General features: G+C 71.1%; 22 protein-coding genes, 2 tRNA genes and 1 riboswitch. Of the genes, 8 read left to right on the forward strand and 16 right to left on the reverse strand.

Going from position 1 to position 24328, the window contains the following annotated elements:
* The first annotated feature begins 450 nt into the window (after positions 1–450).
* The 4 genes from FB157_RS37025 (at position 451) to FB157_RS37040 (ending at position 5468) form a co-directional block, all read left to right on the forward strand.
* A complete protein-coding gene (locus tag FB157_RS37025) occupies positions 451–1875 on the forward strand; it encodes an MFS transporter (RefSeq protein ID WP_145885114.1) in 1425 nt (474 codons plus the stop codon).
* Between the two features lie 75 nt (positions 1876–1950).
* Positions 1951–3159: an L-2-hydroxyglutarate oxidase gene (lhgO, locus tag FB157_RS37030; RefSeq protein ID WP_145885115.1), complete on the forward strand. Its 1209-nt coding sequence runs from the start codon at positions 1951–1953 to the stop codon at positions 3157–3159.
* Between the two features lie 127 nt (positions 3160–3286).
* On the forward strand, positions 3287–4129 hold the full coding sequence (trmB, locus tag FB157_RS37035) for a tRNA (guanosine(46)-N7)-methyltransferase TrmB (RefSeq protein ID WP_145885116.1): 843 nt from the start codon (positions 3287–3289) through the stop codon (positions 4127–4129).
* A 37-nt stretch (positions 4130–4166) separates the two neighbouring features.
* Positions 4167–5468, forward strand: coding sequence for a PrsW family intramembrane metalloprotease (locus tag FB157_RS37040; protein WP_145885117.1), 1302 nt, complete (start codon positions 4167–4169; stop codon positions 5466–5468).
* Positions 5469–5611: 143 nt separating this feature from the next.
* Here the strand turns inward: FB157_RS37040 and FB157_RS37045 are convergent, their stop codons facing one another.
* The 5 genes from FB157_RS37045 to FB157_RS37065 all read right to left on the reverse strand — a co-directional run bounded on the left by FB157_RS37045 (position 5612) and on the right by FB157_RS37065 (position 10791).
* On the reverse strand, positions 5612–6568 hold the full coding sequence (locus FB157_RS37045; RefSeq protein ID WP_145885118.1) for an aldo/keto reductase: 957 nt from the start codon (positions 6566–6568) through the stop codon (positions 5612–5614).
* Between the two features lie 116 nt (positions 6569–6684).
* The gene (locus FB157_RS37050; protein WP_145885119.1) at positions 6685–7713 is read right to left on the reverse strand and encodes a M23 family metallopeptidase; all 1029 of its coding nucleotides are present in this window, start codon (positions 7711–7713) and stop codon (positions 6685–6687) included.
* A gap of 7 nt (positions 7714–7720) precedes the next feature.
* A riboswitch (cyclic di-AMP (ydaO/yuaA leader) is annotated at positions 7721–7880 on the reverse strand.
* 241 nt (positions 7881–8121) lie between these two features.
* Entirely contained in the window at positions 8122–9318 is a 1197-nt protein-coding gene (locus tag FB157_RS37055; protein ID WP_145885120.1) for a PP2C family protein-serine/threonine phosphatase, read from the reverse strand.
* Positions 9319–9518: 200 nt separating this feature from the next.
* A tRNA-Met gene (locus FB157_RS37060) sits at positions 9519–9592 on the reverse strand.
* A gap of 65 nt (positions 9593–9657) precedes the next feature.
* On the reverse strand, positions 9658–10791 hold the full coding sequence (locus FB157_RS37065) for a dihydrofolate reductase family protein (protein WP_145885121.1): 1134 nt from the start codon (positions 10789–10791) through the stop codon (positions 9658–9660).
* A gap of 75 nt (positions 10792–10866) precedes the next feature.
* Here FB157_RS37065 and FB157_RS37070 point away from each other — a divergent pair, with 75 nt between their 5' ends.
* Together FB157_RS37070 and ribA are read left to right on the forward strand one after the other, a co-directional pair.
* On the forward strand, positions 10867–11397 hold the full coding sequence (locus FB157_RS37070; protein ID WP_145885122.1) for a MarR family winged helix-turn-helix transcriptional regulator: 531 nt from the start codon (positions 10867–10869) through the stop codon (positions 11395–11397).
* A 98-nt stretch (positions 11398–11495) separates the two neighbouring features.
* Complete coding sequence (ribA, locus tag FB157_RS37075) at positions 11496–12131, forward strand: GTP cyclohydrolase II (protein ID WP_145885123.1); 636 nt, start codon at positions 11496–11498, stop codon at positions 12129–12131.
* A gap of 53 nt (positions 12132–12184) precedes the next feature.
* Here the strand turns inward: ribA and FB157_RS37080 are convergent, their stop codons facing one another.
* Complete coding sequence (locus FB157_RS37080; protein ID WP_145885124.1) at positions 12185–13147, reverse strand: EamA family transporter; 963 nt, start codon at positions 13145–13147, stop codon at positions 12185–12187.
* A 408-nt stretch (positions 13148–13555) separates the two neighbouring features.
* Between FB157_RS37080 and FB157_RS37085 the strand changes: the two genes are divergently transcribed.
* Complete coding sequence (locus FB157_RS37085) at positions 13556–14470, forward strand: GAF domain-containing protein (RefSeq protein ID WP_186581859.1); 915 nt, start codon at positions 13556–13558, stop codon at positions 14468–14470.
* Positions 14471–14628: 158 nt separating this feature from the next.
* Here the strand turns inward: FB157_RS37085 and FB157_RS37090 are convergent.
* Positions 14629–14701: transfer RNA gene (locus tag FB157_RS37090), tRNA-Lys, on the reverse strand.
* Between the two features lie 87 nt (positions 14702–14788).
* Positions 14789–16306, reverse strand: coding sequence for an amino acid permease (locus FB157_RS37095; protein ID WP_145885126.1), 1518 nt, complete (start codon positions 16304–16306; stop codon positions 14789–14791).
* A 250-nt stretch (positions 16307–16556) separates the two neighbouring features.
* Here FB157_RS37095 and glgA point away from each other — a divergent pair, with 250 nt between their 5' ends.
* The gene (gene glgA, locus FB157_RS37100; protein ID WP_145885127.1) at positions 16557–17747 is read left to right on the forward strand and encodes a glycogen synthase; all 1191 of its coding nucleotides are present in this window, start codon (positions 16557–16559) and stop codon (positions 17745–17747) included.
* Positions 17748–18252: 505 nt separating this feature from the next.
* On the opposite strand, the gene FB157_RS37105 is transcribed toward glgA, so the two are convergent.
* The 8 genes from FB157_RS37105 to FB157_RS37140 all read right to left on the reverse strand — a co-directional run bounded on the left by FB157_RS37105 (position 18253) and on the right by FB157_RS37140 (position 24126).
* A complete protein-coding gene (locus FB157_RS37105) occupies positions 18253–19485 on the reverse strand; it encodes a low temperature requirement protein A (RefSeq protein WP_145885128.1) in 1233 nt (410 codons plus the stop codon).
* A 5-nt stretch (positions 19486–19490) separates the two neighbouring features.
* Positions 19491–19877 carry a nuclear transport factor 2 family protein gene (locus tag FB157_RS37110; protein ID WP_145885129.1) on the reverse strand — a complete coding sequence of 129 codons (387 nt, stop codon included), beginning with the start codon at positions 19875–19877 and terminating at the stop codon, positions 19491–19493.
* A gap of 44 nt (positions 19878–19921) precedes the next feature.
* Complete coding sequence (locus FB157_RS37115; protein ID WP_145885130.1) at positions 19922–20527, reverse strand: DJ-1/PfpI family protein; 606 nt, start codon at positions 20525–20527, stop codon at positions 19922–19924.
* 4 nt (positions 20528–20531) lie between these two features.
* Positions 20532–20957 carry an ester cyclase gene (locus FB157_RS37120; RefSeq protein WP_145885131.1) on the reverse strand — a complete coding sequence of 142 codons (426 nt, stop codon included), beginning with the start codon at positions 20955–20957 and terminating at the stop codon, positions 20532–20534.
* 94 nt (positions 20958–21051) lie between these two features.
* The gene (locus FB157_RS37125; protein ID WP_145885132.1) at positions 21052–22560 is read right to left on the reverse strand and encodes a GMC family oxidoreductase; all 1509 of its coding nucleotides are present in this window, start codon (positions 22558–22560) and stop codon (positions 21052–21054) included.
* 37 nt (positions 22561–22597) lie between these two features.
* Positions 22598–23071 (reverse strand): VOC family protein, encoded by a 474-nt coding sequence (locus tag FB157_RS37130; protein WP_145885133.1) that lies wholly within the window; start codon positions 23069–23071, stop codon positions 22598–22600.
* Positions 23072–23093: 22 nt separating this feature from the next.
* A complete protein-coding gene (locus FB157_RS37135) occupies positions 23094–23387 on the reverse strand; it encodes a putative quinol monooxygenase (RefSeq protein WP_145885134.1) in 294 nt (97 codons plus the stop codon).
* A gap of 31 nt (positions 23388–23418) precedes the next feature.
* Complete coding sequence (locus FB157_RS37140) at positions 23419–24126, reverse strand: DJ-1/PfpI family protein (RefSeq protein ID WP_145885135.1); 708 nt, start codon at positions 24124–24126, stop codon at positions 23419–23421.
* Positions 24127–24328 lie beyond the last annotated feature (202 nt).

Consider the following 24328-nt stretch of genomic DNA (forward strand, 5'->3'; position numbering starts at 1 on the left):
GGACCTGGGTCGATTTTCAGCCAAATCAGCGGCGGCCGCACGAAAGCGAGCACGCTCCGTACAGGCCTGCGGAGCGCCCGGCGGGACCGGAACGCGCACAGTCCGGGAGGCGGGCATCGCCTCCCGGACCGGTCCGCCACCCGCGGGGATGAAGGTGGCGGTGTCCCCCAGCCCGCTGGATCCAGTACAGCGGGCCGACCCACGCATCACCCATGGAACCGCTCCCCAGATGGCCGGAGAAGAGCGCACGGACGGGCGCACGGCCACACGGACAGGGGCACGACGCGACAGCGTGTGCACGGTGCGTACAGGGCCGCACTCGCGTACGGACCACAATCCCGCCAACCGGAACAATGCCCCTTAACGCTTGGGATGCGGCGAACTACGCTGGGTTTACGAATGCCGCACGGTTATGCCAGTGCGGCAGCCGTCTGTGTCGAGGGGTGGCGCATGTCCAGGGAGCAACGCGGGCCGAACGAGAAACTCGGCACCGTTCTCGCCCTCGCGGGAATCAGCAATGCAGGACTCGCACGACGCGTCAACGATCTTGGCGCTCAACGCGGGTTGACGCTTCGCTACGACAAGACCTCGGTGGCGCGCTGGGTGTCGAAGGGGATGGTGCCGCAGGGCGCGGCGCCGCACCTCATCGCGGCCGCCATCGGCCAGAAGCTCGGCCGCCCGGTGCCGCTCCACGAGATAGGCCTGGCGGACGCGGACCCCGCACCCGAAGTGGGTCTCGCCTTCCCCAGGGACGTGGGACAGGCGGTGAAGTCGGCCACTGAGCTGTACCGGCTCGACCTCGCAGGGCGCCGGGCCGGCTCCGGGGGCATCTGGCAGTCGCTCGCCGGGTCGTTCGCAGTGAGCGCGTACGCAACGCCTGCCTCGCGATGGCTGATAACCCCCGCCGACAGTTCGGTCGCGCGGGAGGCGAACTCTGCCGAGGAGTCCGGTGCACCGATCAAAGTCGGCCACAGCGATGTGCAGAAGCTGCGGGAGGCCGCGGAGGACGCCAGGCGCTGGGACTCCAAGTACGGAGGCGGCGACTGGCGTTCGTCGATGGTGCCCGAGTGCTTGAGGGTGGAGGCGGCGCCGCTGCTGCTCGGCTCGTACTCCGACGAGGTCGGCCGCGCCCTGTTCGGGGCCACCGCCGAACTCACCCGGCTCGCGGGCTGGATGGCCTTCGACACCGGCCAGCAGGAGGCGGCGCAGCGGTACTACATCCAGGCGCTGCGGCTCGCGCGCGCGGCCGCGGACGTCCCGCTCGGGGGCTATGTGCTGGCCTCCATGTCGCTGCAGGCGACGTACCGGGGCTTCGGCGACGAAGGCGTCGATCTGGCGCAGGCCGCCCTGGAGCGCAACCGGGGGCTGGCGACCGCGCGCACGATGAGTTTCTTCCGGCTGGTGGAGGCGCGGGCGCACGCGCGCGCTGGGGATGCGCAGGCCGCCGGCGCTGCGCTGAAGGCCGCCGAGGGGTGGCTGGAGCGGTCACGGGAGGGTGACAGCGATCCTTCTTGGCTTGGTTTCTATGGATACGATCGTTTTGCCGCTGATGCTGCGGAGTGCTACCGGGACCTGAAGGCGCCTCGGCAGGTGCGGAGGTTCACCGAGCAGGCGTTGTCCAAGCCGACGGAGGAGTTCGTGCGGTCGCACGGACTGCGGCTCGTCGTCTCCGCCGTCGCCGAGCTGGAGTCGGGGAATCTGGATGCGGCGTGCGAGCAGGGGGTACGGGCCGTGGAGGTGGCCGGACGGATCTCTTCCGCCCGGACCACCGAGTACGTGAAGGATCTTCTGCACCGGCTGGAGCCGTACGGAGACGAACCGAGAGTGGTGGAGCTGCGGGAGCGGGCCAGGCCGTTGCTGATGGCTCCGGCGTAGGCGCGCGACACCCCTCCCGCGTTTGAAGGCACTGTCAGTGGCGCAGTGCACTATCGAGGTGGGAGGTGGTGCACGGTGCGGGTCGGGGCGTACGACTGTGATGTGCTCGTGGTCGGAGGTGGGATCGTCGGGCTGTCCACGGCGTATGCGATCACGCGGGCCGCGCCGGGGACACGGGTGACCGTGCTGGAGAAGGAACCGGGCCCGGCCCGGCACCAGACGGGGCGCAACAGCGGGGTCATCCACAGCGGCATCTACTACCGGCCGGGCTCGCTCAAGGCGCAGTACGCGGTGCGGGGCGCGGCCGAGATGGTCAAGTTCTGCGCCGAGTACGGCATCGCGCACGCCGTCACCGGCAAGCTGATCGTCGCCACCGAGCGGGAGGAGCTGCCGCGGCTGCACGCGCTCGTCCAGCGCGGGCGGGAGAACGGCATCCCGGTGCGGGAGCTGGGCATCGCGCAGATCGCCGAGTACGAGCCGGAGGTCCGGGGACTCGCGGCCATACACGTCGGCACGACCGGCGTGTGCGACTTCGTGGGTGTCGCCCGGCAGCTGGCGCGGGCCTCGGGAGCGGAGATCCGTTACGGGGCCCGGGTCGTACGGGTGGACCGGCGGCCGGAGCAGGGTGTGGCCGTGCTCACCTCGGGCGGGGACGTCGTGCGCGGGCGGGTGCTGGTGAACTGCGCCGGGCTGTACTGCGACGAGGTGGCCCGGCTCACCGGGGACGAGCCCGAGGTGCGGATCGTGCCGTTCCGGGGGGAGTACTACGAGCTGGCGCGGCCCGAGCTGGTGCGGGGGCTGGTGTATCCGGTGCCGGATCCGGCGTTCCCGTTCCTCGGCGTGCATCTGACCCGCGGGATCGACGGCGGCGTGCACATCGGACCCAACGCGGTGCCGGCGCTGGCCCGGGAGGGGTACGGGTGGGGGGTCGTACGGCCCCGGGAGCTGGCCGGGACGGTCGCGTGGCCGGGGTCCTGGGTGATCGCCAGGCGGCACTGGCGGTACGGGGCGGGAGAGCTGCGGCGGTCGGTGTCCAAGGGAGCGTTCCTGCAGGCGGTGCGGAGGTTGTTGCCCGCGGCGGAGGAGGAGGATCTGGTGCGGGCCCCTGCCGGGGTGCGGGCGCAGGCGGTGCTGCGGGACGGGACGCTGGTGGACGACTTCCTGATCCGGGAGGGGGCCCGGGCCGTGCATGTGCTCAACGCGCCGTCTCCGGCGGCCACCGCTTCGCTGCCGATCGGCCGGGAGGTTGGGCGTCGGGTGTTGGAGATGCTCGGTTCGCCGTAGTGCCTTACCAGGGGGCTCCGCCCCCTGGAACCCCGTTTGCCCACCCGCCCCCCGACTCGGTAGATCGAGAAGGCGCCGTCCCGCCCCGGCTCGGGCCGGCGGAGAGGCGCCGTAAAATCGAGGCACTGTGTCTGACTCCCTTAACGCCCCCGAAGCCTCCCGGTCCGGTGCTGCCGAGCCGGTGTCGTCGCATGTTCCCGGTGTGTCCGTCCGGCACAGCCGGACCAAGGGGGAGCCGCGGTTCCCGGACGGGCCCAAGGCCGATCCCGCCGGGTCGCACTTCGAGCGGCGGATCCGGAGCTTCCAGCCGCGCCGGAGCCGGGTGACGGCCGGGCAGGCGGACGCGCTGCAGCGGCTGTGGCCCCAGTGGGGGCTGGACATCGACGGGCAGTGCGTCATCGATCTCGGCGAGCTGTTCGGGAACGACAGGCCCGTCGTGCTGGAGATCGGGTTCGGCATGGGCGAGGCCACCGCGCAGATGGCCGCCGGGGACCCGGACACGAACGTCCTCGCCGTGGACGTGCACACGCCGGGGCAGGGGAACCTGCTCAATCTGGCCGACCGGAACGGGCTGTCCAACGTCCGGGTCGGCAACGGGGACGCGATCATCCTGCTCCGGGAGATGCTCCGGCCCGACTCGCTCGACGGGCTGCGCGTGTACTTCCCGGACCCCTGGCCCAAGAAGCGGCACCACAAGCGGCGGCTGATCCAGCCCGAGTTCCTGTCGCTGGCCGCGACCCGGCTGAAGCCCGGAGCGATCGTGCACTGCGCGACGGACTGGGAGCCGTACGCCGAGCAGATGCTCGAAGTGCTCGCCGCGCACCCCGACTTCGAGAACACCCAGGCCGACGGCGGTTTCTCGCCGCGTCCCGAGTTCCGGCCGCTGACCCGTTTCGAGGGGCAGGGACTGGACAAGGGACATGTGGTGAACGATCTGCTGTTCCGTCGCGTACCGCATCAGCAGCAGTAGCAGCCCCCTTCGTCCTGTCATCGTTAGGGTCGATGCCGTGGCCATCAGTCCTCCGTACCCGACCTACTCCCCCGGCCCCGGAAGCGGAGCGCATCCGCACTGGTGGCAGCGCCGGTGGGTGCGCTACGGAGCGCTGATCACGCTGCTTGCGCTGTCCGGCCTGGTGATCCTCGCGCTGGTGCGCCGGCAGACCGGCACGGAGGGATTCCTGGTCGGGCTGGGCCTCGCCGTGCTGCCCGTGCCCTGGCTCATAGCCGCCTTCCGCTGGCTGGACCGGGTCGAACCGGGCCCCTGGCGGAATCTGGTCTTCGCGTTCGCCTGGGGCGCCTGTGCGGCTGCGCTGATCGCCATCGTCGCGAACAGTTTCGCCACGAAGTGGATCGCCACCTCGACCGCCGACCCCGCCAGTGCCGACACCCTGGGCGCGACCGTGATCGCGCCCATAGTGGAGGAGTCCGCCAAGGCCGCGTCCGTGCTGCTGGTCTTCCTCTTCCGCAGGCGCGACTTCACCGGGATCGTCGACGGTGTCGTGATAGCCGGGGTCACCGCCACCGGGTTCGCGTTCACCGAGAACATCCTCTACCTGGGCACGGCCTTCGGGACCGACCAGCTCACCGGTGACAGCGGCATCGCCTCCGTCACCGCCGCCACCTTCTTCGTGCGCATCGTGATGTCCCCGTTCGCGCATCCCCTGTTCACCGTGCTGACCGGCATCGGCTTCGGGATCTCCGCGCTCTCCTCGGAACGGCAGCACGCCAGGCGCGCCCTGCTTCCGCTCGGCGGGCTGCTGCTCGCGATGAGCATGCACGCGTTCTGGAACGGCTCCTCGTCCTTCGGCGAGTTCGGGTTCTTCGCCGTCTACGGCGCCTTCATGCTGCCCGCCTTCGGGCTGCTGACGTGGCTCGCGATCTGGACGCGGCAGCGGGAGCTGCGCACCGTGCGGGAGGAGCTGCCGGCGTATGTGTACGCCGGGTGGCTGGGGCCGGCCGAGCCGTTCGTGCTCGGGTCGATGCGGGCGCGGCGGACGGCCCGGGACCACGCCCGCCGGCACTTCGGCGGGCGGCCCGCGGCCCGGGCCGTGGCGCAGTACGAGGCGTACGCCACCTCGCTGGCGTTCCTGCGGCACCGGGGGCGGCGGGGGCGGGCCGGGGCCGACTTCGTCGTACGGGAGCAGGAACTGCTCGCCGAGCTGTGGCAGCGCAGGGGCGTCGCCCGGCCCGCTCTGGAGTACGCGGCGAGGGTGTCCGCGCCGGCCCGGCCGTTGTACGCGGCGCCGGCGCCCTACTGGTACGGCCGGCCGGCGGCACCCCACCCCGCCCACAACCCGTATCGGTCCTAGCCGTACCGGCTGCGCGAGGTCCGGCACCACCGGCTCACGCCCGTCACGGCCGAGCGCCGTCACGGCCGAGCGCCGTCACGGCCGAGCGCCGTCACGGCCGAGCGCCGTCACGGCCGAGCGCCGTCACGGCGCAGGCCGGGAGATCAGGCGGAAGCCTCGGTCAGGCGGTCCACTTCCTCCTTGGCCAGCACCAGCTCCCCCACCCCCAGCAGCGCCGGCAACTGCTCCACCGTCCGCGCCGACGCGATCGGGGCCGTCACCGTCGGCTGGGCGGCCAGCCAGGCGAGGGCGACCGTGGCGACGGGGGCCTCGTGGGCTGCGGCGATCTCGTCCAGGGCGGTGAGGACCCGCCGGCCGCGCTCGGACTCCAGGTGCTTGGCTGCCGAACCGGCGCGGGCGCTCTCGACCGCCGCACCGGGGCGGTACTTCCCGGTGAGGAACCCGGAGGCGAGGGCGAAGTACGGGACAGCCGCGAGGCCCTCACGGCCGGCGAGGTCCTGCAGCGGGCCCTCGTAGGTGTCGCGGGAGACCAGGTTGTAGTGGGGTTGGAGGGCGACGTACCGGGCCAGGCCCTCGCGGTCGGAGAAGTCCAGGGAGGCCTGGAGGCGCTCCGGCGAGATGTTCGAGGCGGCGATGTGCCGGACCTTGCCCGCCTTCACCAGCTCGTCGAGGGCGCCGATGATCTCCTCGACCGGCACCTCGGGGTTGTCGAAGTGGGTGTAGTAGAGGTCGATGTAGTCGGTGTCCAGGCGGCGCAGGGAGGCGTCGGCTGCCGCCTTGATGTTGGCCGCGCTCAGGCCCTGGTACTCGGGGTGCTGGCTGACCTTGGTCGCGATCACGACGTCGGAGCGGTTACCGCGGGCCTTGACCCACTTGCCGATGATCGTCTCGGACTCCCCGCCCTTGTTGCCCTCGATCCACGCCGAGTAGGCGTCGGCGGTGTCGACGAAGTTGCCGCCGGCGGCCGTGTAGGCGTCGAGGACGGCGAAGGAGGTCTCCTCGTCGGCGGTCCAGCCGAAGACGTTGCCGCCGAGGGCGAGGGGGAAGACCTGGAGGCCGGAGGAGCCGAGTGTGCGCAGGGAAGCGTGAGAGCCGTTCATGCTTCAGTTCAACGATCACTCCCGTCCCGCCCATTCCGGGATTGCTGCGAACGGAGTGCGAACAGGTGGGCCGGGGACCGGATGAGGGATGAATCAGGCACGGGCCGGCGGGCCGCTCAGGGGGTGAGGCCCTTGCCGCGCAGCCACGTCATCGGGTCGATGCCGGTGGCCTGCCCGCCCGGGTGGACCTCCAGGTGGAGGTGCGGGCCGGTGACGTTGCCGGTGGCGCCGACGCGGCCGATGACGTCGCCGGTGCTGACCTTCTGACCGACGGAGACACCGATCGAGGACTGGTGGCAGAACCACAGCTCGGTGCCGTCGTCCAGGGTGAGGACGGTGCGGTAGCCGTAGGCGCCGGCCCAGCCCGCCTGGGTGATGGTGCCGCTGTGGATGGCCTTGATGAGGGTGCCGGTGGGCGCGGCGAAGTCGAGGCCGGTGTGGTAGCCGGAGGACCACATCGATCCGGGCTGGCCGAAGGTGCCGGTGATCGTGTACGAGACGACCGGGAGCTTGTACTGCTTGGCCAGCTCGGCCAGGCGCTCTTCCTCGGCCTTCTTCTTGGCCGCGGCCTCGGCCTCCTTCTTGGCCTCGGCGGCCTTGGCCGAGGCGGCCTTCTGCGCCTTGGCGGCCGCTTCGGCGGCCTGCTTCTCGGCGGCGGCCGCCGCCACCGCGGTGGCCTTGGTGTCGGCCTTGCTCTGCTGCTGCTCGGCCTGGGCCATGATGCGGTTGCGCAGGGCCTCGCCCGCGTCGCCCTGGTCGCTGTCGGCGTCGGTCGTGCCGACGTTGCTCAGCGAGGCCGTGGTGGCCTTGGACGCGTCGGAGGACCCGCCGTCGAACAGGGAGCCGACGGAGTCCAGGTCGGGCATGGAGATGGAGACCGGCGGCTTGCCGGTGTGGGCGCTGGCCATGCCGCCCGCGCCGACGGCGGCGATGACACCGACGCCGAGGACCGTGGAGCTGCGGGCGAGTCCGCCGCCGCGCTGCTTCGCGACGCGGTGCCGCCCGCGTACCGGCCGTATGGACTCCTCGGTGGGGTTCCACTCTTCCCAGGGGCCCTCGTCGGTGCGCTGAGCGCCGAAGTAACTGAACGTCTCGGTCTCGCTCGGCATGAACGGGGCTTCTGGGGCAGGCCGGTTGGACGCCACGAAGGCGCACTCCTTTCCTTCCTCCGCCTACCGGGTTAGCTGACGGGTTCGGAGCAGGAAGGTCTCCTACGCGCGTATACCTGCCGTGCTTCCACGGCGGCATCCGCGTGATTCACCCCAAGGTGGTGGTTCCCCGGTTCCCTTGCGGGATTCGGCGCGTGCGCACGGAGCCGCCTCTTGTGACGGCTGGGACGACCGCGCTGCGTTATCGAACGTTAATAGACCCGGACGTCAGATTCCAAGCCGTTCTGCTTGATCATTAACGGATTTCGGGGCGGACGTAGGCGTCACGACCGGTGGAAAACGGGCGAGTTGACCGACGTCCAGGAGTCTCGGCAGTTTTGATGGTGTCTCAGATGTTATGCGGAGGGCGTCCGTCCGATCACCTTGGGTGACACCGGCAGGATGTCAGGGCCGCCGTACGGCCAGCAGCGCCATGTCGTCCGCCATCCCGCCCCCGGAGTGCCTTCGCACCTCCGCGGCGAGGCGGCCGAGCAGGGAGCGGGGGTCGGGGAAGCGGCGTCCGGCGAGCCGGCGCGGCGGGTCGTAGAAGCGGCCGTGGGCGTCACGGGCCTCGGACAGGCCGTCCGTGTAGAGCAGCAGGGTGGCGCCGCTCGGGAAGCCGGACTCGGTCGCGCGGTCGGGCCACCGGCCGAGGTCCGCCATGCCGAGCGGCAGCGCGGGATCACGCGCCGCCAGCGTGCGCAGGGTGCCGTCCTCGTGCAACAGCAGCGGTGGCGGGTGGCCGCGGTTGACGATCCGGACCACACCGTCGCCGCTGCCGCCGTGCGGCAGTTCGGCGAGGACGGCGGTGGTGAAGCCCTCGAAGGCGTCGATCCCGTCCCGCCGGGTGCCCTCGCGGGCCAGGGCCCGCTCCAGCCGCGCGGCCACCGCCTCCAGCGTGGCCTCCTGCTCGGCGGCCTCCCGGAACGCCCCGATGACCACGGCCACGGCCGCGACCGCGCCCATGCCCTTGCCGCGCACGTCCCCGACGACCAGCCGTACCCCGTGCGGGCTGTCCTGCACCGCGTACAGGTCACCGCCGATGAAGGCGTCCTCCTGCGCCGCCTCGTACCGGGCCGCGATGTCGAAGCCGGCGATGCGGTCGTCCGGTTCGGGCAGGACGGCCCGCTGGGCGGCCTCGGCGATCTCCCGGGCGGAGGCGAGCCGCCGGTCGCCGAGGCGCAGGACACGGTTGATGGTGGCGGCCAGCACGGCGACCGTGGCCACGGTGACGACCTCCGTGATCGTGTGCACGTCCATGGCGGGATCGAACTGGGTGCGGGCGACGACGGTGGCCGCCAGGGCGGCGAGGCCGGTGAGGAGCGTGGTGCGCAGCGACGACAGGGGCGCGGCGATCAGTGGGGCGGCCGTGAAGAAGGGCACGGCGGTGAAGGCGCGCGGGGTGAGCAGGTCGTACCCGATCCCGGCGGCGATCAGGAGGGCGGGCAGGGCGCGGGCCAGGGCTCGCGGGGTGGGCGGGCGGACGCGGTGGCCGTCCGGCGGCAGGGGTGCGCGGTCCGGGCCGGCGTCCAGGCCGGGCTCGCCCGGGAGTCGGCCGTCGGCCCAGGCGTACGGGCTCTCCTCCAGCTCACCAGGGCGCACTGCTCGTCTCCCGTGTCCTTGACCTGCGTCCAGCGTGGCGGGAGCGGAAAGGGCGGGCGACTGCTGTGGACCGAGCGGATGACCGACTGTGACGCATGCCACTCTACGTTCCGCCGAGGGATGCCCTGCGTTTCACCGGGGGACGCCGGGAAACACTCAGGGCCGGAATCCATTGCTGGATTCCGGCCCTGAGCCTTCAGTAGCGGGGACAGGATTTGAACCTGCGACCTCTGGGTTATGAGCCCAGCGAGCTACCGAGCTGCTCCACCCCGCGTCGTTGTGTCTCAAGCATACGCCATCCGCAGGACACGATGCGCACAGGTATCCGCGAGGTGTCGCTCAGGGCAGCAGGTGGGCGTTCGGCTCCTTCGCCAGGGCCTCGTACTCCGGCAGCACCACGGCCGCCACACCCGCGCTCTGCAGCACCCCGGTCCCGTCCGCCGCCGTCACGAAGGTGTCCGGCTCCCGCCAGGCCGTCACCACCCGCCGTACGCCCGCCCGCAGGATCAGCTCGGCGCAGGGGGCGGGGCGGGAGGCGCGGCGGGTGCAGGGCTCCAGGCTGCTGTAGACGGTGGCGCCGGGCAGCCGCGGGTCGGCGGGGTCGATCTTCGCGAGGGCCGCCTCCTCCGCGTGCACCACGGCGTCGCCGCCCTCGCGCGAGTGACCGCGGGCCAGCTCCGCGCCGTCGGCCGCGACCACCACGGCCCCGACACTGAAGGCGGTCCGCGAGGGCGGGCACAGGGCGGCGAGTTCGCAGGCGGTGCGCAGCCAGTGGCGGTCGGCGGCGACGGGTTCCGGGCCGGTGCCGGGTGCGGTGGGCTCGTAGTGCATGAGGACGACATCCTCGATCCGGCGGGTCTCGGTGAGGCGGAGCCGGCCGCCCTGGTACGCCCCCGGGCCGAACAGGCGCGGAGCCGCCGGGTCGCCGACGAACAGCGGGGCGAGGACCAGCTGGACCTCGTCGGCGAGGCCCTGCTGGAGCAGCTGGGTGTGGACGGTGCCGCCGCCCTCGACCATCAGACGCCGCACCCCGCGCACGTCGTGCAGGTGCTCCAGCAGGGCGCGCCAGTCGAGGCCGGGGCCGAGGGAGACCACGTCGGCGGTCCCGCCGAGGGCGCGGGCGGCCCGCTCGCAGCCCTCGTCCGTCGTGTACACGAGCTTCTCGCCGCCGGTGTGCCAGAACTTGGCGGCCGGGTCGAGGTCGCCGGATGCGGTGACGGTGACCTTCAGGGGGTATTCGGGCCGGCCGTCGGCGGTGCGGGCCGCCCTTCGCGCGGGTGAGTTCACCAGCAGGCGCGGGTTGTCGGCACGGATGGTGCCGGCGCCGATCAGGATGGCGTCGACCGAGGCCCGTACCTCGTCGACCCGGTCGAAGTCGGCCGGGCTGGAGAGCAGGAGCCGGTCGGGGCCGGTGTCGTCCAGGTAGCCGTCGAGGGAGACGGCGGCGGACAGCAGGACGTACGGGTACGGCATCGGCGCGGTCTCCCTGGCGAGCGGTCACGACCTGGAGGTCTTGGTTCAAGTTTGAAACAAACTTACACTGGCTGCATGACGACCCGCTGGCTCACCCCCGAGGAGCAGCGCGCCTGGCGCGCCTTCATCGCCGCCTCCCAGCTCCTGGAGGACGCGATCGACCGGCAGCTCCAGCAGGAGGCCGGCATGCCCCACCTGTTCTACTCCGTGCTGGCCAACCTCTCCGAGGCGCCCGACCGGCGCCTGCGCATGACCGACCTCGCCGAGACGCTGAAGATCACGCGCAGCAGACTGACGTACGCGGTGACCCGGCTGGAGCGGGACGGGCTGGTGCGGCGCGAGGACTGCCGCTGGGACAAGCGCAGCAGCCTCGCGGTGCTGACCGACGAGGGGGTGGCCGTACTGGAGCGTACGGCGCCCGGGCATGTCGAGACGGTCCGCGCGACCCTGTTCGACCGGCTCACACCCGAGCAGGTGGGGCAGCTGGAGGAGATCTGCACGGGGATCACGCGCGGACTGCAGGGCGACGACACCGAGGCCGGTGCGGGCGACGTCCCGTGGCGGCGCCGGTCGTCCTGTTCCTCGTCCCCGCCGGCCGACTCCTGAACCGCACCCGAAACCAATTGCTTTAACTTTTAAGCATGGGGTAGGGTCCCTGCGACCGACTGCTTCAAATATGAAGCAAGCTCACTCGGAGGACCTGCATGCCCGACACCCCCGCCGCCACGCCGCGCGCCCGCGTCCGGGTACCGCTGCACTTCCACGACGGCTACCGCGTCGACGCCGAACTCGTCACCTTCCACGGACTGGCCGACGGCCAGGAGCACGTGGCAGTCGTCCTCGGCGACCCCGGCCCCGTCCCGCTGGTCCGGCTGCACTCCGAGTGCCTGACCGGGGACGTCTTCGGCTCGGCCCGCTGTGACTGCGGTCCCCAGCTGCGCGAGGCGGTAGAGAGGATCGCCGAGCGCGGGGGCGTCCTGCTCTACCTCCGCCAGGAGGGGCGCGGCATCGGCCTCTACAACAAGCTCGACGCCTACGCCCTCCAGGACCAGGGCCTCGACACCTACGAGGCGAACGCCGCGCTCGGCCTCCCGGAGGACGCCCGCGACTACACGGCCGCCGCACAGATGCTGCATGCCCTCGGCATCGGGCAGCTGGACCTCCTGTCCAACAACCCCGACAAGGCGGAGCAGCTGCGCTCGCTCGGTGTCGTCGTCCGGGACCGGGTGCCGACCGGCGTCTTCACCACGGCCCACAACGTCCGGTACCTGCGCGCCAAGGTCCTGCAGACCCAGCACACGCTGCCGCTCGGAGAGCTGACGGAGCTGAGCGCGGGCTGAACCCCGAGCCGGCCCCGGAACGACCGGGACCGGCCCGAAGGAGTGCCCGGCGGCTACCGGCCCCGGCCACCCGCGCCGACGGGAACGGCAAGCAGAACCAGGCCGGAACCCAGTACGGCCAGCCCGCCCCAGGAGACTGCCGGCAGGCGCTCGCCGAGGACCGTGACGCCCAGGACCGCGGCCACGGCGGGCTCGGCCAGCGTCAGCGAGGTGGCCATCGACGCCGGGGTGCGGCGCAGCCCGTGCCCGAAGAGCCGGTAGGCCAGGCAGACGGTGAACACGGCGAGATACACCGCGACCGCCGCGCCCCGGGTGGTGGCGAGCCACCCCTTGCCGGCGAACACGACGAACGGCAGGACGAGCAGCCCGGCCGCGCCGAACAGCACACCCATCACCGCGTCGGACGGATGCCCGCGGGTGATGAGCCCGCCGCCGATCGACGCGTAGACGGCGTACGACAGTCCGGCGCACGCGGCGAGGACGACGCCCGTCGGATCGATCGGCGCGGCACGGCCGGTCAGCTCGGGCCCCAGCACCAGAAGGGTGCAGCCGAGTACCGCGGCCACGGTGGCGCCGGTCCAGCGTGCGCTCGGCCGGGCCCGTCCGGTGATCCAGGTCAGCAGGCCGGCGAAGACCGGCGCGCTGCCCAGCGCGATCACGGTGGCCACGGCCACGCCGGTCCGGGCCACCGCCGGATAGAAGGTGACCGGATAACCCGCCACCGCGAGCGCGCCGAGGACGAGCAGCCGTCGCTCGGCGCGCGTGCAGGCGGCGGGAAGCGAGCGGGCGCCGCGCGAGACGAGGAACAGCAGGATGCCGCCGAGGGCGAGCCCGGCACCGCCGATGGCGGCCGCCGGTGCGCCGGCGGGCGCCAAGGAGGCGGCGGTCCCGGTCGTGCCCCACAGCAGGGCCGAGGTCAGGATGGGAGCGGGGCCGGCGAGAAGGCCCGCGCGAGAAGGACGCGGGCCGGCGGTGGCCGGGCGCGCGGGAGTCAGAGGGGTGGTGCGGTTCGGCACGTCGTGAACTTCCGTCGTCGAATGTCGCTCCGGGACTGGATCCGAAACGGGCGCACGACAGGCCCCTCGCCGCCCTGCGGGTCGGCCGGGGTCAGGAGTAGAACCGTCGGTGTCTGCGCCCGGTCAGGCGCAGAGCGGCGGCAGAACGACGTGCCAGTAGGAGTTCACCCCGTGATGGTACCCGCGTCGTTTGCGGAGCCGGCGATCATGCGGGGGCCGCCTCGGCCTTTCGTCGGCGCCGGGGCTCTGAAATGTCGCACTGTCCAGGGCGGCGGCGGAGACGTAAACTCATCGCAAAGGCACCCGATCGAGGGTGTGGTGCACATGAGCCATACTCACAACCTCGTGAGGCCGCTCGAGCATGTGACGGCCTCGTATGGTTCTGCGCGCCCACGGCCTGCGCGCAAGGTGGCCGACACGGAGAGAGCCGACCAGCTCGCCGCATGGGTCGCCCTCAGCCTGGACGAGCCATCGGCCCTCAAGAGCCTCCAGGACGAAGCGGCGGAACTGCGCGACGCCCCTCAGCTGGCCGCAGTGCTTCCGCGGATCGCCTCAGGAGCGATGGCACTCACGGGCGCCGAGTTCGGGAACATCCAGTTCGTGGACCCTCTCGACGACTCACTGGTCCTGGTCACCCAGTCCGGCTTCGGCCGCGAGTTCCTCGACCACTTCGCGGTCGTCCATGACGAGCACTCCGTCTGCGGACGGGCCGCCCGGCAATGCACCCAGGCGGTCGCGGCGGACGTGCGCGACGACCCGGCCTTCGCACCCCACCAGAAGATCTTTCGTGCCGCAGGTGTCCGCTCGGTCCTGTCCACTCCATTGGTCGATCACACCGGGCAGCTGATCGGCATCATCTCGACTCACACGTCACAGCCCGGCCGGCCGCCCGAACAGGACCTCCGCATCATGGGGCTCTACGCGCAGCTGGCAGGGGAGGCCATCGCACGGCGACTGGGTGTCGACGGCCGGCCGGCCGCCCTCCCCCACGACGGCACCGCCCTCGATCAGCGCATATCCCTCCTCGAGACGAACGGGACCACGAGCAGGACGACACGGTGGGCGTACCGGGTGGACGAGCCCTGCGGCTCCGACGGGTGTCGCACGTACGGCATCCACCCCAACCAGTGGCGCGGAAGGATCACCACTCACGGCCCCGGCCAGGACGCCGAGTACGCCGCGGCCCTCGTCGCCGGCGAGCTGATGGCCGAGTGGGACATCAACGGCGGCCGGGACGCGAGGCCCGTCCACATCCACGTCTGGCACAACTGGGAGGGCGCCCGCCGGGACGCGGCCTTCACCATGGCCGTCAACCCGACGTAGCCGGCCGGGGCTCGGCGCCGTGGCCGAACTCGCCTGCCCGGCAAGGCTGCAAGCCCCACGACCAAGGCGTTTGAGAACGACTCAGCGCCCGGGCCGGCCGAAGCCGATCCGGGCGCTGCGTGGCAGGTCGGAGGGGATCAACCCTCCCCCCGCAGCCGTAGGCCCTGTGGGACTCGAACCCACAACCAATGGATTAAAAGTCCACTGCTCTGCCAATTGAGCTAAGGGCCCAGGCGATGTTGCCTGTCCGAGCATAGCCGGACGAGGCCGTGTCGCCGATCGGGTATCGAGGACGCGGCCGCGTCAGGAGGGTGAAGGTTACTTTTCGACCAGTTCGGGGGACCGGGTCCGGGCCGGGTCGAGGAACCAGTGGCGGGCCGAGGCCAGCCACCACGTGGCGGCGAAGCCGAGGACGACCAGGACGGCGACCGGGGCGTAGTTGAAGGTCTTCCAGGTGACCGGGGAGACCTGGGGGAGCATGAAGAGGATCGTGATCACCGCGACCCAGATGACGGACACGATGCCGATCGGGACCGACCAGCGGCCCAGGTGCCAGGGGCCGCGCTCGAAGGCCTCACCCTTGCGTACCCGCAGCAGGGTCGGGATGACGTAGGCGATGTAGAGGCCGATCACCGCGATCGAGGTCACCGCCGCGTAGGCCGTGGAGTTGATGAGGTACGGAAGGCCGAGGGCGAGGGCGCCGAGCGCGGCCAGCCAGACCGCGGCCACGGGGGTGCGGGTGCGGGGGCTGACCGTGTGCCAGATGCGTGAGAAGGGCAGCGCGCCGTCGCGCGAGAAGGCGTAGATCATCCGGCTGTTGGCGGTGACCGAGGCCATCCCGCAGAAGAGCTGGGCGCCGATCACGACCAGCAGCAACAGCTTGCCGGTCGTCGCTCCCAGGGCGTCCAGGAGGATCTGGGCGGGGGGTGCGCCGGTCGGGGACGCCAGCTCCTTGTCGTAGGACTGGATGGCGAAGGTGAAGCCGAGCAGGAGGACCAAGCCGGCTATCCACGAGGTCCAGATCGAGCGGACGATGCCCTTCGGGCCCGCCGTGGACGCGTCGTGCGTCTCCTCCGTCATGTGCGCGGAGGCGTCGTAACCCGTGAAGGTGTACTGGGCCATGAGGAGGCCCAGCAGGACCACGTAGAAGCCGCTGCCCCAGCCCGTCCCGTTGACGAACTTCGTGAACACGAAGGACGCCGACTGGTGGTGGTCGGGGACGAGGGCCAGGGCGCCGACGATCACCGCGACTCCCAGGACGTGCCACCAGACGCTCACGCCGTTCAGGAACGCGACGATGCGGACGCCGAAGGTGTTCAGCAGGCCGTGCAGCAGCAGGATGGCCGCGAACAGCAGCACCGTACGGCCCGGAGTCACGACGAAGTCGAACTGGAGGTTCAGATAGGCGCCGAGGAAGGACGCCGCGCCGAAGTCGATACCCGCCGTCACGGCCACCTGGCCCAGCACGTTGAACCAGCCCGTGAACCACGCCCAGGCCGCCGCCGAGCGTGGGGGCGCGAGGCGGTGGGCCCAGAAGTACAGGCCCGCCGAAGTCGGATAGGCGGAGCAGATCTCGGCCATCGAGATGCCCACGAACAGGGTCATCAGGCCGACCGCCACCCAGCCCCAGGTGATCACCGCGGGGCCGCCGGTGACCATGCCGAAGAGGTACAGGGTGAGACAGCCGGACAGGACCGAGATGATCGTGAAGGACACGGCGTAGTTCGAGAACGCCGACATGCGGCGGGCGAGGACCTGGGTGTAACCGAGCTGGGCCAGACGTTCCTCGTCCGACAACCCGGCCGCTCCCCTGCTCGCTCTTGCGTCATCTGTCATGTCCCCAGCGATTCCCCCTCGGGTGGCGTGACATGCGCCACACCCGTATCGCTCTAGCGTGGATTCGGGGTCCGCGGCCTCCGAAGCCGACCCCCGTCGTCGCGAGGCCGCGGATTCCCTGGTCACACCGGGCACCACCAGGCACGGACATGCCCCTTCCCGTGCTCCGCCCCGCGCCTCCCCTCTCGGAGAGCGGGCCTCGGCATGCACGGAAACCGCCGCTCACGGCCGCAGACGTCAGGAAGTACGGATGAACACACGCGTGGATCTGCTCACCAAGGAATTCCCGCCCGCCGTCTACGGCGGAGCCGGTGTGCACGTCACGGAACTCGCCCGGCAGCTGCGCACCCTGGTGGACCTGCGGGTGCGCTGCTTCGGCGAGCCGCGCCCGGAGCCGGGGGTGTCCGCGTACCGGGAACCCCATCTGGTGGACGGTGCCAACCCCGTACTGCGCACCCTCGCCACGAACATCGAGATGGGCGCCGGCTGCGAGGGGGCCGACCTGGTGCACAGTCACACCTGGTACGCGAACTCCGCGGGCCAGCTGGCCCGGACGCTGTACGGCATCCCGCACGTGGTGACCACGCACAGCCTCGAGCCCCTGCGGCCGTGGAAGGCGGAGCAGCTGGGGGGCGGCTACCGGCTGTCCTCGCTGGTGGAACGCACCGCCGTGACGACGGCGGACGCGGTGATCGCCGTGTCGCACGGTATGCGCGAGGACGTGCTGCGCGTGTATCCGGACGTCGACCCGGAGCGGGTCCACGTCGTGCACAACGGCATCGACACCGAGGTGCACCGGCCGGACCCGGGCACGGCCGCGCTGGAGCGGTACGGCATCGATCCGGACCGGCCGATCGTGCTCTTCGTGGGGCGGGTGACCCGGCAGAAGGGGCTGCCCCATCTGCTGCGTGCCGCCTTCGAGTTGGACCCCGCGGCCCAGCTGGTGCTGTGCTGCGGGCAGCCGGACACGCCGGACATCGCGGCGGAGACTGCCGCTCTGGTCGACGAGTTGCGGCTGAGCCGAGGGGGTGTCGTGCGCATCGACGGCATGCTCGACACGGTCTCGTTGCGGCAACTGCTCACCCATGCGTGTGTGTTCGTGTGTCCTTCGCTGTACGAGCCGATGGGCATCGTCAATCTGGAGGCGATGGCCTGCGGCACGGCCGTGGTGGCCACCGCCACCGGGGGGATACCGGAGGTGGTGGACGACGGGGTGACCGGTCTGCTGGTGCCGGTCGAGCAGGAGCGGGACGGTACGGGGACGCCGCTGGATCCCAAGCGGTTCGCGTCCGAGTTCGCCGCTGCGGTGAACCGGTTGCTCGGGGAGCCGGAGCGGGCGCGGGCGATGGGGGAGGCGGGGCGGGTGCGGGCCCGGGAGCGGTTCTCTTGGCGGGCGGCGGCGGAGAGGGTGTTGGACGTCTATCGGGGGGTGCTGGTCTGAGGGGCGGCGCGGGTGGGTGGGCACCGGGCACCCGTCCTCCGGCCGGGTCTGTCTTCCCACCCGCACCACCCGTGCAGCAATCGTCGTCGGGTGCGGGTGGCCCCGGTGGGGCGCACTCGCCGCCGGCGGGCGCGGGTGGGGGGCTTGGGGGGGCGCTCGCGCGCGGTCAGCTCGCCCTCGCCGGGCGCGGGTGACAGGACGCCTCCGGGCGGCCGACTCGCCGTCGCCGAGCGCGGGCGGCCGGGCAGCCTCGTGCGGCAACTCGCCATCGCCGAGCACGGACGGTCGGGCGCCCTCGTGCAACGAACTCGCCATCGCCGAGGGCGAGCGGCCGGGCAGCGTCGTACAACGAACTCGCCCTCGCCGGGCGCGAGCAGCCGGGCGGGCTCCTGTGACGAACTCGCCGCCGGGCCCGGAGGGCAGCGCCCTCATGCAGTGGACTCGTCGTCGCCGAGCGCGAGCGGTCGGGCAGACTCCTGCGACGAACTCGCCATCGCCAGGGGGGTCAGGTGTCGTGCAGGGTGTGGGGCACCGCCGGGGCTCGGGTTTCGATGAGGATCTGGCAGGAGAGGCCGAGCACCAGTACCGCTTCCAGGAGGAGCGTGGGCAGGTCGGCGCCGGCTGCGCCGAAGAGGGTGAAGACCGCGCCGAGGCCGAGCCGGGACCAGGCGCGCAGGTCGCCCCGTACGCCCACGTTGGTCAGGTGGATGCCGCCCACCCCGAGCAGGAACACGGCCATGCCGAAGCACAGCACCGGGCCGCCGGCCAGGGCCGCGTGGCCGTGGCCGCGGGCGTTGGCCGCCTGCGCGGCGAGCAGTCCGCCGACGCCGGTCACGGTGATGCCGCCGTGCACGAAGACGTGACCGTAGACGTACGCCTGGCCGGTCAGCCGCCATTTGCGCAGCGGTGAGGCGTCGACGTGGTCGAAGACGAGCCACCACTGGCAGGCGGCGATCAGGAAGGAGCCCGCCACCACGGCGAGGGTCTGGGGCCGCAGACCGCTGGCGGCTATCCCGGTGGCGTTGAGGGCCACGACCTCCCCGAGCACGATGATCGTGAACAGACCGAACCGCTCCGGGATGTGCGAGGCGTTGAACGGCACCCGGGCCACCGCGGAGGCGGACAGGATGGGGGTCAGGAGCTCCGCCAGCAGGCCCGCGGCCCACAGGGCGTAGCAGTAGGGCGCCGGCAGCAGAGCCGACGCTCCCCAGACCGCGGCGCCGAGACCGTAGCCCTGGAGGAAGCGGCGGGTCAGGGTGCGGGCCCGGGGCACGTGGTAGTGGGCCCGCAGGTAGAGACCCAGCAGGATCAGGCGGACGAGGAAATAGCCGAGGGCGAAGCGCTTCGCCCCGGCGGTGCCCGCGAAGGCCTGGGGCACGGCCACCGACACCGACAGGACCGACATCATCGCGATGATCATGATGAGCCGGTAGATCCGGTCGTCGTTGTCGAAGCGGTCGGCATAGAAGGAGTAGCCGACCCAGGCCCACCAGATCGGGACGAACAGCGCCCCGAATCGCAGCACCCCCGCCCAGGTCGGGGCGTGCAGCAGGACCTGGGTCAGCTCCGCGACGGCAACCACGAAGACCAGGTCGAAGAACAGCTCCAGGGGCGAGGCGGCCCGGTGGTGCCCCTCCTCGGGCACCCTGAGCCGCACCCGCCCCCGGTGCAGGCGCACCTTGCCGGTGTACGTGCCGCGCGCCACGCCCGCCTCCGGCGCGCCCGCCACCCCCCGCATGCCGATCAGCCCCCGGCGACCTGGGTGTGGGCGTCGTCGTGGTAGCCCTTGATCTCGGTGATCAGGCCGTCGTCGCCGACCCGGAAGGTGTCGATGCCGCGGTCCTCGACGACCCCGCCGTCCTTCTTGTGGGCGGTGATGTGGAAGGTGAACGCGGCCTCGTCCCCGGTGATCACCAGGTCGGTGACGCGGAACTCCACACGGTCGATCACCTCGAAGACGCCGTCGAAGAAGGCGGTCACCGCGGCCCGGCCACGGCCCGCGGGCCCGCCGACCGGCTCGTACTGGACCACGTTCTCGGCGAGCAGGGCGGCGAACCGCTCCCGGTCCTGCTTGGTGAAACTCTCCGCGTACCCCTCGACGGCGGCGCGGATCTGCTGCTGCTCTGGCATGACACTTCTCCGTACGTGGGTATGTGGGTGTGGGTGCCCCGGGGTCAGGCGGCCGCCTCGATCTCGCGCACGAAGGCGGCCATGAACTCGCCCGTCACCTGTGGGTGCTTGGCCGTGATCAGGTCGCCGTCGATCACCAGGTCCGCGGTGCCGTTGCCCGCGTAGACGATCTCGGCGCCGGCGTTCTCCACATCGCAGACGATGTTGTGGGCGCAGGTCACCCTGCGGCCCGCCAGCAGGGCGCGGTCGGCGCACAGCAGCCACAGCGAGTGGCAGATGGTGCCCACCTTGAGGCCCGGCACGGCCATCGCGGCGCGCAGGAACTCCACGGCGGGCGCCTTGTTGCGGCTGCCCGGCCCCGGCACCTCGACCTGGTAGCGCAGCCGGTCCATGGCGTACGCGCCGATCAGGATCACGCCCGCGTAGTCGGCCAGGTCCAGCGAGCCCACCTCGACGGTGACGGTGACGTGCTCCTCGACATAGCCGTTGTCGGGGTTGCTGCCGAAGGTCAGCGAGGGCTGGCCCCACAGGTGGGAGACGTAGTCGACGGCGTAGCCCTGCGCGGGGAAGTACGCGTTGAAGTCGCGGAACTCCGACGGGTCGAAGTGCTCCTCGATCAGGACCGCGATCCGGCCCTTGGGCGCCGGCACCGGTTCACGCTCCCAGGCCGAGCGGCCCGAGCAGCTGGCGCGGGTCGAAGAAGGCGTGGACCTCCTTGATGCGCCCCTCCTCGATCCGGAAGATGTTCGCGCCGCGGACCGTGATGTGCTCGCCGGTGGGCGCCGCCCCCATGAACACACCGTCGTGGGTGCCGGTGATGGTGAAGGACGCGGCGACCTTGTCCCCCTGCTCCAGCAGCTCGTCGATGGTGAAGACACGGTCCGGGAAACCGCCGTACCAGCGCAGCGCGAACTCCTTGTACGCCGGCAGGCCGTGGATGCCGTCCGGGGAGATCGGGTTGTCGAACACCACGTCGGGGGCGAGGATCTCGTCCGCGATCTTCAGATCGCCCGGGGCGGTCAGGAACTGCTCGTAGTACGTCCGGACGAGCTTGGAGCCCTCGTCGGAAGGTTCGGCCATGGTTCAACTCCTTTGGCTTCATGGGGTTACCGGGTCCGGACCGCCCGCGAATGCGTCGGCGGCCCGGATCCGGCCGGGTGGTCCGGGCGTCCGCTCAGGCGTCCGCGAGGAACCACTCGGCGGCGCGCTCGCCGATGACGTAGCAGGTCAGGTTGGGGTTGGCGCTGACGTGCGTGGGCATCACGGAGGCGTCGACCACGCTCAGGTTGTCGAGACCGTGCACCCGCAGCCGCTGGTCCACGACCGCGCTCTCGTCGCTGCTCGGGCCCATCTTCGTGGTGCCGACCGGGTGCCACAGGGTGGCGGAGTTCTCCCGGATGTACTGCAGCAGCAGGGCGTCGTCGTTCACCTGGCGCTGCGTCAGCTTCTCGGACAGGCCGCTGGAGAGGTCACGGATCTGCTTGGAGTTGGCGATGTCCCAGGCCTGCCGGACCCCGTCCAGGGCGATCCTGCGGTCGGCGTCGGTGCCGTAGGAGTTGAGGAAGATGTCCGGCTGCACCGTGGGGTCGGCGCTGCTGAGCGAGACCCGGCCGCGGCACTCCGGCTTCTGCAGCACGCTCATCACGCTGATCGGCCGGTGGGTGACCTCGACATAGCGGCTGACGAAGTACATCTGCATGTCGTTGAAGTTCTGCGAGCCCGGGTTGGTGTACCGGACCAGGACCTGGACGTCCGGGTCGTCCGGGTCGGTGACGCCGTCCCTGGGCAGCAGGCCCACCGTGATCTGCTGGTGCTCGATCAGGTTCTCGCCGACGTTCGGCTGGTCGAGGACCACCTCGATGCCGAGGGCGCGCAGCTGCTCCTTCGGGCCGACGCCGGAACGCAGCAGGATCGCGGGCGAGTTGAGGGCACCGGCGGAGAGCGTGACGTGGTCGGCGCTGATCTTCTCCAGCCGGCCGCCGGTCTCCACCTCGACACCGACCGCCCTGGTGCCCTCGAAGAGCACCCGGTGCACGGTCGCGTCCGAGCGGATGGTGAGGTTCTTCCGCCTGCGGGCCTCGGTGAGGTAGGCGACGGCGGTGGAGACCCGCAGGTCGCCGCGGCGGTTCATGGGGATCATGCCGACGCCGGTGGACTCCGGGTCGTTGTGGTCCTCGACGTAGTCGAAGCCCTGGTCGATGCAGGCCTCCAGATAGGCGGCCTGGAACGGCACCAGCTGGTCCCGGGTGTGCCGGACGATCGGGGTGGGGCCGCCCTTGCCGTGGAACGGGCCGTCGAAGTCCTGGTCGTCCTCGATCCGGCGGAAGTACGGGAGGAGTTCGTACCACGACCACGAGTCGTTGCCCAGCTGGGCCCACTCGTCGTAGTCCGCCGGGATGCCGCGCAGCGCGATGGCGCCGTTGACGGCCGAGCAGCCGCCGGCCACCTTGCCGCGGGCGTACGTCAGCGAACGGCCCGGCACGGCCTCGGCGGTGTAGCCCCAGTCGTGCTCCTCCACGGACACGGTCCGCGCGTTCGTGATGTCGCCGGGGATCTGGGAGATGTCCGCCCAGTCGGGTCCGGCTTCGAGGAGCAGGACGTTGACGCCGGTGTCCTCGGTGAGCCGGCTCGCGAGCACGGCACCCGAGGAGCCCGCGCCGACGACTATGTGGTCATACTTCATGGGTTCTCCCTCTCCGAACCGCTACCGGGGTCCGGGGTCACAGACCCGGGAACTCATCGGTCTCGATCCAGGTCTCGATGGCCTGCTTCTCGGCGAGATCGACGTACTCGTACCGGACCCCCAGGGCGTCGGGCTCCGTGATGATCCAGCCCGGGGTGGCGCCCTCCGCGCTCCGGGAGGCCGCTTCGACGGCGATCCCCTCGGCCTGGAGCGCCTCGAGCCGGCCCTCCATGTCCGGCTCCCAGAGCCCGAGGTAGAGGATCCGGCCCTCGTTGGCGGTCGAGAAGATTCCCTCGTCCCCGTCGGACTCGATCAACTCGTAGTAGGGCGGGCCCTGTTTCGAGAAGGCCACATGCACGACCTGCTCGTGCGGGTGCGGATCCTCGAGTCGCGGATTCGTCACGTGCGCGGGCTTGGTGAATTCGAGCCCGTGTATCCGCGAGTAGTATTCGATCGCCGACTCCAGATCGGCCACGACCACACCGATGTGGAAGTAGGGCTGCTCGCTCATCTCCGCTCCCTGAATTTACCGTTCACCGGTCGACCGGGTCGTACGCGTCGAGCTGCGGCGGCTGCGCGAGGTACGTCAGCATTTCCGGGACGATTTCCTTGAGGTATTCCTTGGCGCTGTGCTCGGCGAGCGCCGCGTCGTCCACGTACTGCTCGACGACCAGATACCGGCGGGGCGTGGTCCGGTGGCGTACGAACTCGAACACCGGGGTGCCGGGCTCGTTCTCCCTGACCTGCTTCACCAGGAGCTTGAGCACCCTCTCGAAGGGCTCCTCACTGCCCTCGGCGACGTCCAGGACGGTGGTGCAGGTGATCACTGGTCCTCCAGTCTGCTCGGCCGGCGGGGCGTCAGTGCAGCGGCGGCAGCAGGATGTCGGCGGTCTCGTCCTGGATCTTGGCCTCGGCCTCGGGGTACCCGAACAGCTCGGTGCCCACCGGGCCGAACAGGGCGTGGCCCTCGGCGGCGCGGGTGTCGAACCACATCGACATCTCCTTGCCGACCTCGTCGCCGAACAGGTGGTTGACCATCGCGAGGGTGCCGGCGTTGATCGACGCGGCACCGGCGGTGGTCCAGATGCGGTCCTCCGGCGCGCCGAGCCACATCCGGCGCGGCTCCACGACGTTGGCGCCCTCCTCCTTGAGCCGGCGGGAGATGGGCGGGCTGCAGGTCACCGGGGTCTTGCCGAGGATTCCGGCGCGCTGCAGGATGCCGACGCCGACGCAGTTGGCGCCGATGAACTTGCCGTTGACGTGGTGGTGCCGGATCGTGTCGAGGATCCGCTCGTTCTTGGTGGCGACACCGGAGCCGCGGCCACCCGGGATGTACAGCACGTCGTAGAGGTCGTCGTCCCGGAGCACCGCGTGCGGCTCGACCTTCGCGCCCATCTGCATGGTGACCGGACCCTCTTCCAGGGCCACCAGCTTGACCTCGATGTCCTCGCCGGTCGTTTCCTTCAGATAGACCGCGACACCGATCAGGATCTCCCAGGGAATGATGGTGTCCGACTCGCTGCAGCGGTCGTACGCGAGCACCCCGATACTCTTGATCTCAGTCATGGAATCCCTCTCCGCTCCACTCCGGATTACCGGTCCGCGGCATTCACCCAATGTCCTGGCGCTGCACGGAATTTCCGGTCTCTGGTGGCGAAGCTAGCGCGCCCCGGAATATCCTCAGAGCCTCCCGCGGCTACTTCCTGAACTCGGCGGCGCTTTCCGACGCGCATGGTTCGCGGCCGTGTCGGTACGGTGGCCGGAGCCG

Origin of the sequence: Streptomyces sp. BK340 (genome assembly GCF_007827595.1) — a bacterium.
Taxonomy (GTDB): Bacteria; Actinomycetota; Actinomycetes; order Streptomycetales; family Streptomycetaceae; genus Streptomyces.